The following is a 12,682-nucleotide window of genomic DNA, read 5'->3' on the forward strand; positions in this document are numbered from 1 at the left end:
AGCGAGTCCGGAGGTCATTGCTATAGGCTTTCCGTACACAGGAATAAAGCTATAGGAATTGAGGACGGTGTGATACGCCGTTCTCAATTCCTATAGCTCTTTCTGAAGTCCTTGATTTTGTGTGCGTGAAGCGCACACAAAATCAAGGACTTCAGAAAAAATTTCTCAAGGGTTGATGAAGACTTTACGTTTCTAAAGTTTATCACTAGAAGCTATGAGTAGAGTTACGGTTGTACGGAGGATGGGCATTCTAGGCGTGTTTCCACTGATAGCTTCTCTGGCTGATAGAGGCGATCGCCCGATATTCTGAACGGCTATTGTTATTCCATCCAAACCCTTCTATGAACCTCATTCCGACTGAAATTCCTGATGTTTTGATTCTGGAGCCTCGCGTTTTTGGCGATGAACGAGGTTTTTTCTTTGAGAGCTTTAACGAGCAGGCATTTCAAGATAAAACAGGCATCTCAGCCCGCTTTGTGCAGGATAACCACTCGCGTTCCGCCCGAAATGTTCTACGGGGTTTGCATTATCAGATTCAGCAAACTCAGGGTAAATTAGTGCGGGTTGTTGCCGGGGAAATCTTTGATGTGGCGGTCGACATTCGGCGCTCTTCGCCTACCTTTGGTATGTGGGTCAGTTGTGTGCTGAGTGCTGAAAATAAGCGACAACTCTGGGTCCCCGAAGGATTTGCCCATGGCTTTGTTGTCACTTCCGATGTAGCGGAAGTGTTGTACAAAACGACGGATTACTATGCTCCTCAGCATGAGCGCAGCATTTTGTGGAGTGACCCAGATTTGGATATTGCTTGGCCCCTGAATGGGGAACCAAGCCTCTCTGCAAAAGACAAAGATGGAACATTCTTTCGGGATGCAGAGGTATTTGCATGAGAATTTTGCTAACAGGCAAAGATGGGCAGTTGGGGGAAGAGCTACAGGCGCTATTACCGGCAGTCGGTATGGTCAAAGCTGTCGGTCGAGCAGAACTAGATTTGACTCAGCCGGATGCCATCCGTCAACTGATCCGAGATGTGGAACCCAGCTTGATCATTAATGCCGCTGCATACACAGCAGTTGACAAAGCTGAGAGCGAACTAGAACTGGCTCAAGCTATTAATGGTACGGCTCCCACTGTAATGGCAGAAGAGGCCCAGTCGCTTGGAGCCACTCTGATGCATATCTCTACGGACTATGTATTTGACGGGCAAAAGAATACCCCTTACCTGGAAAGCGATCCAACCAGTCCTTTAGGAGCTTACGGAACATCTAAGCTGGCAGGGGAAGAGGGGATTCGAGAGCAGTGCGATCGCCATCTCATCCTCCGTACCGCCTGGGTTTACGGCAATGGGGGTAAAGGCAACTTTGTCAAAACGATGCTTCGTCTGGGCCAGGAGCGGGAAGAACTGAAAGTTGTGGTCGATCAGGTGGGCTCACCTACCTGGACAGGGGATTTGGGCCAGGCTATTTTACAGTTTGTTGGGGCGATGGAGGGCGATCGCGTTGCCCAGATTGCAGGTACCTACCACGTTACAAATAGTGGGGCCATTAGTTGGTACGACTTTGCCACCGCTATTTTCGAGGAGGCAGCTCATTTAGGGTTTCCGCTCCGTATTCAACGCGTTCTGCCGATTACGACCGCTGAGTATCCGACACCTGCTAAACGCCCTGCCTACTCTGTCCTATCACAGCAAAAAACAGCTGCACTGCTTGGCAAACCCCAGCCTCACTGGCGGCAGGGGCTCCGGCAAATGTTAGCGAATATTCCTCATTAAGCGAACGCCGGTACTTTTGAGGGCAAGGAAAACGGTTAGATCTGGCATGCCTACGGTATAGGTTTGCCAGATCTAACCGTTTTCTTGACTCAGGTCTTGCACTGAACCTCAGAAGCCCTATTTTTAACCTGAGTTCGGGTTAAGGGCGTTTTCGAGTGCCGCGCATTGCGCGGCACTCGAAAACGCTTATTTTGGCGTGCGCTTTGCGCACGCCAAAATAAGCACTGCAGCCTGAGGTTATTTTTAGTGCGCGACGCACACGAAAAATAGGACTTCTGAGGTTCAGTCTTAGAAAGGTGCATGCTGGGATTTTATCCTTCACAGCAGGGCGCAACTCTCATATCAATATGAAGCTGTTATCCTGCTGGCAATAGGCATGTTGCCTGCCTCTGCACGCGCATGCCCATCCCCCAAGAGAATGGCATTACGCCTCGTGTACCTTTGAAAAAGCTCATCTGTCAGTTAGAGAGCTAAGCATCAAACTCAAGCTGCTTGATGGTGCCGTTGGTAAGTTTTATCCATCTCGAAACCTCAACACGTATGTCTGTGCTCCAGGTACCGATGATGCAGAGTGCGTTGAGCCATACATCGTCCGTATTCGCTTTAAAGATTAGGGTTGCAGCGCAAATTTCTTGTTATGCTCCACAGTGGATCAACAAACCGAGAATGCTGCTAGGAGAAAATAAATGCTTCTAATAGGTTCCCAAGCTTCACGCGTCTTGATAATAAATTTATAAAACTCCTACTTTCAGTAACGATATGAAAATGAATACACTGTATGAATTCTTACCTTGCTAGATTTAACTGGGAATCGAGGTTGGCTTTATGCCCTGCTGTTTCTGCTCCTTTCCCTCGCAGTAAGTTTTCTCGATTAGCCCCCGCACTCATAAAGTCAGTCTGGCTTAAAATGTCCATTTGACTAGGGGTGTTAGACAGTCCGAGATTGCCCAGGTACTTATCAAACATCTCTCTAAGGTGTGATTCTGATTGGTGTACTGTCCATTACCCTACTGCTCCCGGGTTTCCAGGAATACCGCTGATAAACTGATAAGACGTTACCTGAAAGACATGGCCTAACAGACTGTCTCTACTGGTCGAGCTACGTTTGCAAAAAGTTTTAATGTGCTGTATTCAGCATTTGATTCACCTAGGAGGCCTGTTCATGATTTTTAAGTCAACCCGGTTAGCTGCAGGACTTGCGATCGCCAGTGGTCTAGCATTACTGTTCCCAACCGCGGGTAATGCTCAAATTCGCGTAACTGGTGGGCAACTCAGTGGTAATGCAGCATTCTTTGTCCCCGGTCAAAATATCGCTCCTGGTCAAACGACTCCTGGTACCAGCCTGTTTGATCTCTCGGTTCAAGAGCTCCGCATCGAAAGTGAGAATGGAACCTCAACCACCTCCATATTTGTGCCAACCAGCGCAACATTCGATGATCGTGGAAACCAAGCTGTAGACGCAGGGGATACAGGTATCCTGCAAGGCTATCTTTCCGGGGTGGCCCTGACACAAAATGGAAACTTGTTACCCTTCACTCAACGGGAAACGATCCTGTCCTTTGAGGTAGACTCGTTTGCGTCCTCCTTAAACTTCAATGGAACCCTGATTAGCCCCAGTGTGCTAGGAAGCGCGCCCCTGATTTTCCTGCCTGGTCTGGAAAATGCGACGGTAGAGGGAAGTGAGTTCACGGCGACAGAAGGCGAACTACAGGTTGGCGATCTAGACACAACCTTGAATGATGGTCTGATCAATTTGCCTTCGACCCTTTCATTCTCACCCTCAGGCGGTGGCAGCAACCCCCCCACTTCAGTCCCTATTCTTCAGCGTCTCAACTTCCGATTTGAGGGAGAAGATTTAGCGGCAGGCTCTTATCTGTTCAATACCACCAGCGACGGGATTCGGTTTGTTGGAGAAGCCAATCAGCGCTTTGAAATCAACGCGCAGAGTGCTCCTGCACCTGGCCGTAGCACAAGTACCTTTAGAATTCGTGGCGAGGGGGGCATCGTTGATGCAACTCTGACAGGAGCTGCTGCTCAGATTGATGGTTCGCTGCCATTAGACCGATTCCAGATTCGCGGCAATGGCCGAGTTGAAGGGGTATTGGCAACCTTTGGCGCTTATGGTACGGATGGGGTCGCGTTCAGCAGCACGGGTACCCGTGGCCAAATCCGCTATAACTTTGAGCAGGGCGGTACGCGTTCTGAGGGTGAAGCTTCAGAGATTCAATTTACTGCCTTCCCAGGTTTGGGTGACATCAGCAGTATTGATACTGACACAAGCGACGGCTACAATTTTGACGAAAGCTTCAACAGTGGCTCTGATGATGATGGTGGGCAGGGAGCAACCTCTACCTGCAACGTGTGTGGCACGACCATCAATATCACGAATCCTATTCAGGTTGGCCCTTATGTCACCGTCTTCTATCCTGGGCAACCGATTCAAGTAACGGGTGGCGATAACAATACCACAACCAACAATTACACGATCGCCATTAATCGGCTTGACTCTGCAAATTACACGTCGAACACAACCCTCAATACTAGCCTGCTGACATTGTCGAGCTTTGATGTTTCGGCCTTCTCGCAGCAGTTGATTCTTCTTAGTAGCTCTGAAAATGTTGAGTTTGGCAGAACGAACAGACGGCAACGGTATGAGATTCGCTATCAGGAAATTGGGGGCGGTCGCTACTACGTGATCGTGCCCCGAGGAAGCAATGAGGTTGATGATGAGCTTGAGGTTGACGACGACGAGTTTGAGACTGATGATACGACCGTTGTTACAGCCTATCGCTTAATTGGTCCCTCAAGCCGTATCTTCCCGAGCCTGGTGGGCTTGCGTCAACTCTCGCCTGATACCACTGTCGATTCCCAAACCGACGACACCGATGTTGATACGGATGAAGACACGGTTGACGATGGTACAACGGTTGATACGGATGAAGACACGGTCGACGATGGTACGACGGTTGATACGGAAGATGATGTAACCGACGATGATACAACCGTTGATACAGAAGATGATGTGCTCGATGATGGTGCAACTGTTGATACGGAAGATGATGTGGTCGACGACGGCACAACGGTTGATACAGAAGATAGTGTAGTCGACGACGGCACAACCATCGACACAGACAGCACGGTTGACGATGATACACAAGATGATTCCATCGATGATGGTGCAAGTCTAGATGCCGGAGATGATGCAACTCTGGATGCTGCAGAGGATACAACAGTGGAGGTCGATGATACAGCTTCCGATACAGTAACGATAACGGTAGAGACCGATGCGACGGTTAGTCCAGATGGTTCAGATCTGGATACAGACGATACCACTGTAGAGCCTGCCGGCAACTAATACGGCTAGCTCTCAAAGCCTAAGGGGAACTTTACGGCAACAATGTTAGGAGGGTTTCCCCCCTCCCCAAAAGAAGTGGTGTAGCCTTTGCGTTGCACCACTTTTTTTATAAACATTTAACACAGCATGCTGTTACATTAGGCTCTTTAAATACTTCAATTTGGGATAACCCAAAAAGGGCTTTTCCGAGGGGTGCGCAAAGCGCGCCTCTTGAAAAAGCCCTTAATCCGTCAGGTTAAATAAGGTTATGCTTGCGGCAGGAATGGGCATTCTAAGTATGCTTCGATTGCCCATTGTGGCGATGCTTGAAGATCATTCCGCTCTATGCGGCACCTCTTAAACTTTAGAGTCTGTTTTAAAAGTATTCTTTCAAGCCTAAACAAACTGCTCAACTAGATGGAATCTACCGTAATGATCAATCAAGCTTTGTTGAAAAATGCCATGATTCGCTCCTTTACGGGGCGTAAGAAACTCCCCGAAATAAGTGACAAAAGTTGGGTTCTCTGGCCTTCTGAGAGTAAGGTTAAACGCCCATCCATTTATCTCGAACAAATGCTGGACAGAGTCACAGAAGTTTGTGAGTTTACCAATCGAGAAAGGGAATTGAAACTGATCCAGGGTGGGGAACGAGAATATGCTCCAACCATGGCCTACCTGATTCGAAATATTGAAATTATTGATGGGCATTTCTACAAAGGAGCCATGAAATACTCCATCAAAGAAGGACGAGATAAACTTTGGCTAAATGGCTCCTTTGAAGAACTCTCTGAAGCGCAATTGGTTGCCGGTTGGTATGGTAATCGCTTTTTTGGTCACTGGATACGTGATGAAGTAACGGCATCAATTATTGATTTCAGCCCCTTTCAAAAGCTTTCAGTTCACCGATCTCCCTACTTGCATGAAGCAGGCTATCGAGAGTTATTTCAAATCCATTCAAAATCTGTCGGCTTGGCTCGCTGCCGTGAGTTGATCGTGTTTGATGATTACAGTCAGAATAGCTTCAAGCAAAAGCGATATGAATATTTCCGTTCTTCTTTAAAGCAGGGTGAGGCTGGGCAAGCAAAACATCCCGGGGTTTTTATCCGAAGAGGTAAGTCGGGTGCGAGCCGGACTCTGGTGAATGAAAGCGCGATTGAAGAGTTCTTTCAATCTGTTGGCTTTACTATCGTTGACCAGGAAAACTTGAGTGCGGCCGAAGTGATGCAAAAAATTCTGGGGGCAAAGGTGGTTGCTAGTGTTGAAGGCAGCCACATGGCCCATGGCATCTATGGTATTGCTGAGGGTGGAACATTTCTGGCATTACAACCACCCTATCGCTTCAACAACACCTACAAAGATTATGCTGATTGCCTGGATGTGAACTATAGCTTTGTTGTGGGCGAAGAAGTCCCCAATGGTTTTATCGTCTCTGTAGAAGACTTGAAAAAGACTCTGGATATAATTCCGGATTGATTTGTCAAAGCTTCATAAAATCCTTGGGCTTATGTCCTCATTTTGAAGATCAGAGAACGACTGGTACGTAAGTGGCTGGATAGGGATTAATGATAGGGAGATACTCTGAGTCAGCGTTATGAAAGCACTCATCCTGTCGGGTGGTAAAGGTACTCGGTTGCGCCCTTTGACCTATACGGGCGCGAAACAGTTGGTTCCGGTTGCTAACAAACCCATTCTCTGGTATGGCCTGGAGGCGATCGCAGCATCTGGCATTACAGATATTGGCATCGTCATCAGCCCCGAAACCGGGGAAGAGGTGAAAGCCAAAACAGGCAACGGTGAGCGCTTCGGTGTCAATATTACTTACATCCTGCAAGAGCAACCTGCTGGCCTCGCTCACGCCGTTAAAATTTCCCAGTCGTTCCTGGGGGATGCACCCTTCGTCATGTACCTGGGAGATAACCTGGTGCAGGGCGGTCTGGGGGCTCTGGTGGACAAGTTCAAGTCCCAACCTCTAGATGCCCTGATTTTGCTGTGCTCCGTAGCGAATCCCACAGCCTTCGGGGTGGCAAAGGTGGACGAGCAAGGTCGGGTGCTTCAACTGGTTGAGAAGCCCAAGGTACCTCCATCAAACCTGGCTCTGGTTGGGGTTTATTTGTTTTCTCCCCTGATTCATGAGGCGATCGCCAGCATTCAGCCCTCCGCTCGGGGTGAGTTGGAGATTACGGACGCCATTCAGGAATTGATTAACCGCGGCCAAGGCGTTGCTGCCCACCAGCTCCAGGGATGGTGGCTGGATACCGGGAAGAAGGATGACTTGCTGGAAGCGAACCGCGTCATTTTGGATAGCTATGTGGAGACCGTAAACCAGGGGTTTGTGGATGAGAACAGCCAGGTGATCGGTCGCGTCACCATTGGCAAAGGTACTCAAATCATCAACTCCACGGTCCGAGGGCCAGTCATCATTGGTGACAATTGCCACATCGAGAACTGCTTTATCGGCCCTTACAGCAGCATCGCCAGTGATGTGAAGCTGTTGCATGCTGACCTGGAACACAGCGTACTGCTCCAGGGTGCTCAGGTTTGTAACGTGCACCAGCGCATCGTTGATAGCTTAATTGGCCAGCGAGCCAAGGTTGTGGAAGCACCGCGCAGGCCTAAAGCGCTGCGGTTTATGGTTGGCGATGATTCTCAGGTCGAGCTCATCTAGGTTAGATTTCTTCTGGCTCTATCGATCGCCCCTCACACCCTTTTCCCTGCCCTCCTTTCCGTTCCACTGCCCAACCGTCTTGACGAGGTAAACGATGACGACTGAATCCCTCCAGGTAGCCCGCCGCCCCCGCACAATTCTCATCACTGGAGGAGCCGGATTTATCGGTTCCAATTTTGTTCATCACTGGTGTGAAACTTATCCGGGCGATCGCGTCATCGTGCTGGATGCCCTCACCTATGCTGGTAATCGCAGCACCCTGGCCCCTCTGGAAGGGACAGCAAACCTGCGATTTGTGCATGGTGATATTTGCGATCGCCCCGTGATCGATGCCCTGTTACAAGAAGAGGCGATCGACACCATCGCCCATTTCGCCGCAGAATCCCATGTGGATCGCTCTATTCTCGGTCCGGATGCGTTTGTTCGTACCAACGTCGTTGGTACCTTCACGCTCTTAGAAGCCTTCCGCCATTACTGGGAAGCTCAGGGCAAACCCGAGGAATTCCGCTTTCTGCACGTGTCTACGGACGAGGTTTATGGCAGCTTGGGTCCTAATGACCCTGCCTTCACGGAAACTACGCCCTATACCCCTAACAGTCCCTATTCTGCCTCTAAAGCAGGAAGTGATCACCTGGCTCGGGCTTACTTCCATACTTATGGGATGCCGACGCTGATCACCAACTGTTCTAATAACTACGGCCCTTATCACTTCCCTGAGAAGTTGATTCCGTTGATGTGTATCAACATCCTGCTGGGCAAGCCGCTGCCTGTTTACGGGGATGGGCAAAATGTACGGGATTGGCTGTATGTGCGTGACCACTGCCGTGCTCTAGACTGTGTCATTCACAATGCTGTGCCCGGTGAAACCTACAACGTCGGCGGCAATAACGAGGCGAAAAATATCGATCTGGTTGGCATGCTCTGTGACCTGATGGATGAAATGGCGGAAGACCTCCCGGTTCGCCCGGCCCGACAGTTAATTACCTTTGTGAAGGATCGCCCGGGCCACGATCGCAGATATGCCATTGACGCCACTAAGATCCGCACAGAACTGGGTTGGGTACCCCAGGAAACGGTCGAAAGCGGTCTCCGTAAGACTGTGCAGTGGTACCTGGAAAATCGTGACTGGTGGCAACCCCTGCTTTCCGAGGAATACCAGGATTATTATCGGCAGGTCTACGCTTAGAACCTTATTTACTTTTCAAAGCCGCTAGCACTTATAAAGTAAGCATCAAACTGCACAGCCATAAATTATCTAGACCATGCCTTGCACTGAGCCTAGATGATTCATGGCTGTGCAATTGCTTTTGCTGGCAGAGGTGCTAGAGTAGTGTCCGTTGTTTGGGCCTGGGTAATCTCTTTAAAGGAAACACCTATTCCCATAAAACCCAACGGATATTGCTTTGCTGACTGTTCCAACTGGCCCTCTTGTTATACCAGCTGCCCCTCCGGTTACTCCAGGGAGCTTTTCTCCGGGGTCGGGGGAGGTTTTCTTTTCGCTGGTTATTCCTACTTATAACGAGAGCCAGAACATCACTTCCCTGGTCACGATTCTCAGCCAGCTCTTGGAAGGAACCTTGGGCGATCGCTATGAACTGATCGTGGTAGATGATGATAGCCCTGACCAGACCTGGGCAATCGCAGAATCCCTCAGGGCTCAGTATCCACATTTGCGGGTTATGCGGCGGCAGGGAGAAAAGGGGCTATCTACGGCGGTGATTCGGGGTTGGCAGGTGGCCCAAGGCGAGATTTTGGGGGTGATCGATGGGGATCTTCAGCATCCGCCAGAAACCCTGCTGCAACTTTTAAAGGCCGTACAAGCGGGGGTAGATTTGGCAGTGGCCAGTCGCCATGTTTCTGGGGGTGGGGTCAGCACCTGGAGCTTGACACGGCGGATTTTATCGCGAGGGGCACAGCTCGTGGGACTAGTGCTCCTGCCGGATGTCGTAAGTCGCGTCTCTGACCCCATGAGTGGCTATTTTATGGTGCGGCGGGAGGCGATCGCCGAACGTCCCCTCAGCCCGCTGGGTTACAAGATCCTGATTGAGGTGCTAGGCCGAGGCAATATTGACGAGGTAGCGGAGGTTGGCTACGTCTTCCAGGAGCGTCAGGAAGGGGAAAGCAAAGTGACCTGGCGGCAGTACTTGGATTACCTCCATCATCTATTACGATTGCGTGTAGCTCTGGGTAGACTGGGGCGCATTCGCCGTCACCTTCAGTTCCCCATGGGGCGCTTTTTGCGCTTTGGGATGGTAGGCGCGAGCGGCGTTTTTGTGGATATGGGTATCCTCTACTTGCTATACGACGTATTTGAGCTGAGGTTGACTCGCAGCGCGATTATCGCTGCTGAATTTGCCATCATCAATAACTTTATCTGGAACGATCGCTGGACGTTTGGTGACATCGCGCGTGAACAGCAAGCTTGGCGGCAGATCGCCAAACGCTTCCTCAAATTCAACATCGTCTGTCTGATGGGCCTGGTGTTAAAGGTGCTGCTGCTGAATCTTCTGTTTAACGTGTTTGGGATAAATGCTTATCTGGCAAACTTGTTGGCGATCGCCGCTGTCACTGTTTGGAACTTCTGGATTAACCTCAAGCTCAACTGGCGCGTGACCCAATTAAAATAGTTTAATCTTCAGCAAAAAATGACGGGGGAAAGCTCCCGTCATTTTTTTGCTGAAACCCCTGCTGTTAGGGTGCTGGTGGCCCACCAATGGGTGGACGGATCATCTGATGTTCCGGTCGTGTTGAAGGAGCCCAGCCTACCGGTGGTGGCATGGTTCCGCCTAACATGGCCGCTGGAGCTGACCCAATCGGTGGGGAAATGGGTTGGCTAGCCAGCAGTGTTTCTGGGTCGGCCCCTAGAGGTGGTGCATAGGGAGCCACTGGGGGTTTGGAGCCAATTGGTGGTGGAATTGAGCCCGGTTGGAGGGCGGCGTAAGCTGGATAGCCGCCGATGGGAGGTGGGATAGGTGGTAAGGATGCCCCTCCAATCGCAGGTGTTAAAGGTTGGCTGGCCACTAGATTAGCCGGAGCACTGCCAATCGGAGGTGGAATGTAGGGCTCTGCTGACGAAGTAGAGTGATAGGAAGGGGTAACAGGTTCGACGGGAGGAGACCAGCCACGCGGCGGTGGAATCGGTTGAAATGATGTCATATCAAACTCCTGGTAATTGAAGGCAAACAGCAGACAAATCTCTTCGGTACTCAGACGGCCTCTGGAGTAGGGTTGGCCGGCTGAAAGGCTTGCTTTATCGTGTACGAAGTGCACAAGAAACAACGCTTAAAGCAGTCTCTAGCAGTACTATAAATCTCTGTGTTGCTTTCCATTTCATAATTTCTGTGACTAATCTTCCACCCCTGACCCGCCAAACTATCTGGGCCATTCTCAATAACGAACTGGATGATGATACCGTCAATCGTTTGGTGTGGAATGGTTTAGGATATCGGTACGACGAAACCCTCGGAAGGTGGGAAACCTCGGAGGTTTCGCCAGAGTGGCGTGAAGCCTATCCTGAACCTCCCAACTTTATCGAGAGCCGTCCTGCCACGGTTAAGCTAACACGCGCCATTCCGGCCCAAAACAAGCAACTCTTAAAGGAGGAACTGGGGTTTTCAGGCTATAAGGTGGGCGAACTCGTACCCCGGCTGACTCGGCGGGCGACGATGGCAAATTGGCTCCTCAGTTACATGCAGCAAACCGGCTTAGACCTTTCCTGAACGACCTATGAAGTGGTGGCACAAGCTGAAGAAGAATCCTCTGGCTCGGCTAGGGGCAATAGTGTTATTGATTTTTTACCTGGCAGCGATCGCCGCTGAGTTCGTTGCACCCTACGATCCCTACGTTGCTCAGTCGGATGGTTCGCTCCTACCACCAACCCAAATCCACTGGCGCACCCAGGATGGGCAATTCTTAGGGCCGCATGTCTATCCCACTATTCAGGGGCCGGTAGAGCTGGAGACGGGCGATCGCACTCTTGAGCAAGACTTCAGCCAACCCTCCCCCATTCGTCTGTTCGTGCAGGGAGATTCCTACCGATGGCTGCAGCTTCGTCTGCCACTACCCACGCAGTTTTCCCTCACTCAACCCAAGTTTGAAGAAATCGATCTATTGCCCGGCATTCCTAGTAATCTTCATCTGTTTGGTACGACGGGGCCGGGCAAGCTAAATCTATTGGGCACAGATGAGCAGGGGCGTGATCAGTTCAGTCGTTTAGTTTACGGTGGTCGCATCAGCCTCAGCATTGGCATTGTGGGGATTCTCATCTCCTTTCCACTGGGATTATTAGTGGGAGGTATTTCAGGCTACTTCGGAGGCTTGATCGATGCGGGTTTGATGCGCATTGTAGAAGTTCTCATGACTCTCCCAGCGATCTATCTATTAGTCGCTCTTGCTGCCGTCTTGCCTCCCGGCCTGAGCAGTGCGCAACGCTTTCTGCTGATTGTGCTGATTACCTCGTTTGTGAGCTGGGCTGGGATTGCTCGGGTCATTCGAGGAGAAGTTTTATCGATTCGGGAAAGACCATTTGTTCAGGCTGCCAAAGCGATGGGAGGCCGCTCCCTCTACATTATCCTGCGCCATGTGCTGCCCCAAACGGCCACGTATGTCATTATTTCAGCTACTCTGACGATTCCCAGCTTCATCGTATCGGAGGCTGTGTTAAGCCTGATTGGGCTGGGGATTCAGCAGCCCGATCCGTCCTGGGGGAACATGCTATCCCTTGCTACCAATGCTTCTATCCTGGTTCTTCAACCCTGGCTCGTCTGGTCGCCTGCAATTCTGATTGTGCTAACTGTGCTGGCCTTTAACATCCTGGGGGATGGCTTGCGAGATGCCCTTGATCCCCGCAATTTACAGTCAAGTTCTGAACTCACTCCTGGAGAACAATAAATGAAGAGGGGGGAGCCTGGCTCCC

10 protein-coding genes are annotated in these 12,682 nt (G+C 50.5%); 9 read left to right on the forward strand and 1 reads right to left on the reverse strand.

What is annotated here, in order from left to right:
* The first annotated feature begins 341 nt into the window (after positions 1 to 341).
* The 7 genes from rfbC to H6F91_RS13445 all read left to right on the forward strand — a co-directional run bounded on the left by rfbC (position 342) and on the right by H6F91_RS13445 (position 10,394).
* Positions 342 to 887 (forward strand): dTDP-4-dehydrorhamnose 3,5-epimerase, encoded by a 546-nt coding sequence (rfbC, locus tag H6F91_RS13415; RefSeq protein ID WP_190772446.1) that lies wholly within the window; start codon positions 342 to 344, stop codon positions 885 to 887.
* On the forward strand, positions 884 to 1,768 hold the full coding sequence (rfbD, locus tag H6F91_RS13420; RefSeq protein ID WP_190772447.1) for a dTDP-4-dehydrorhamnose reductase: 885 nt from the start codon (positions 884 to 886) through the stop codon (positions 1,766 to 1,768). Before rfbC ends, rfbD begins: the two co-directional genes overlap by 4 nt.
* Positions 1,769 to 2,930: 1,162 nt before the next feature.
* Entirely contained in the window at positions 2,931 to 5,123 is a 2,193-nt protein-coding gene (locus H6F91_RS13425; protein ID WP_190772448.1) for a hypothetical protein, read from the forward strand.
* A gap of 411 nt (positions 5,124 to 5,534) precedes the next feature.
* Complete coding sequence (locus tag H6F91_RS13430; RefSeq protein ID WP_190772449.1) at positions 5,535 to 6,575, forward strand: glycosyltransferase family 61 protein; 1,041 nt, start codon at positions 5,535 to 5,537, stop codon at positions 6,573 to 6,575.
* Between the two features lie 118 nt (positions 6,576 to 6,693).
* Complete coding sequence (locus H6F91_RS13435; protein ID WP_190772450.1) at positions 6,694 to 7,767, forward strand: glucose-1-phosphate thymidylyltransferase; 1,074 nt, start codon at positions 6,694 to 6,696, stop codon at positions 7,765 to 7,767.
* A 94-nt stretch (positions 7,768 to 7,861) separates the two neighbouring features.
* Complete coding sequence (gene rfbB, locus H6F91_RS13440; RefSeq protein ID WP_190772451.1) at positions 7,862 to 8,953, forward strand: dTDP-glucose 4,6-dehydratase; 1,092 nt, start codon at positions 7,862 to 7,864, stop codon at positions 8,951 to 8,953.
* Positions 8,954 to 9,170: 217 nt separating this feature from the next.
* A complete protein-coding gene (locus tag H6F91_RS13445; RefSeq protein ID WP_199307807.1) occupies positions 9,171 to 10,394 on the forward strand; it encodes a glycosyltransferase in 1,224 nt (407 codons plus the stop codon).
* Between the two features lie 64 nt (positions 10,395 to 10,458).
* Here H6F91_RS13445 and H6F91_RS13450 read toward each other — a convergent pair whose 3' ends face one another.
* Positions 10,459 to 10,923 (reverse strand): hypothetical protein, encoded by a 465-nt coding sequence (locus H6F91_RS13450; protein WP_190789382.1) that lies wholly within the window; start codon positions 10,921 to 10,923, stop codon positions 10,459 to 10,461.
* Positions 10,924 to 11,108: 185 nt separating this feature from the next.
* On the opposite strand from H6F91_RS13450, the gene H6F91_RS13455 reads away from it, so the two are divergent.
* Together H6F91_RS13455 and H6F91_RS13460 are read left to right on the forward strand one after the other, a co-directional pair.
* Positions 11,109 to 11,486 carry a DUF1823 family protein gene (locus H6F91_RS13455; protein ID WP_190772453.1) on the forward strand — a complete coding sequence of 126 codons (378 nt, stop codon included), beginning with the start codon at positions 11,109 to 11,111 and terminating at the stop codon, positions 11,484 to 11,486.
* A 7-nt stretch (positions 11,487 to 11,493) separates the two neighbouring features.
* Positions 11,494 to 12,657, forward strand: coding sequence for an ABC transporter permease (locus tag H6F91_RS13460; protein ID WP_190772454.1), 1,164 nt, complete (start codon positions 11,494 to 11,496; stop codon positions 12,655 to 12,657).
* Positions 12,658 to 12,682 lie beyond the last annotated feature (25 nt).

This window comes from Leptolyngbya sp. FACHB-8, from assembly GCF_014695575.1.
Lineage (GTDB): Bacteria > Cyanobacteriota > Cyanobacteriia > Elainellales > Elainellaceae > Vacuolonema.

Excerpts from the sequence above, each read along its gene's own strand:
- rfbC (WP_190772446.1), top strand. The coding sequence starts at position 342 with ATGAACCTCATTCCGACTGAAATTCCTGATGTTTTGATTCTGGAGCCT.
- rfbD (WP_190772447.1), top strand. The coding sequence starts at position 884 with ATGAGAATTTTGCTAACAGGCAAAGATGGGCAGTTGGGGGAAGAGCTA.
- H6F91_RS13425 (WP_190772448.1), top strand. The coding sequence starts at position 2,931 with ATGATTTTTAAGTCAACCCGGTTAGCTGCAGGACTTGCGATCGCCAGT.
- H6F91_RS13430 (WP_190772449.1), top strand. The coding sequence starts at position 5,535 with ATGATCAATCAAGCTTTGTTGAAAAATGCCATGATTCGCTCCTTTACG.
- H6F91_RS13435 (WP_190772450.1), top strand. The coding sequence starts at position 6,694 with ATGAAAGCACTCATCCTGTCGGGTGGTAAAGGTACTCGGTTGCGCCCT.
- rfbB (WP_190772451.1), top strand. The coding sequence starts at position 7,862 with ATGACGACTGAATCCCTCCAGGTAGCCCGCCGCCCCCGCACAATTCTC.
- H6F91_RS13450 (WP_190789382.1), bottom strand. The coding sequence starts at position 10,923 with ATGACATCATTTCAACCGATTCCACCGCCGCGTGGCTGGTCTCCTCCC.
- H6F91_RS13460 (WP_190772454.1), top strand. The coding sequence starts at position 11,494 with ATGAAGTGGTGGCACAAGCTGAAGAAGAATCCTCTGGCTCGGCTAGGG.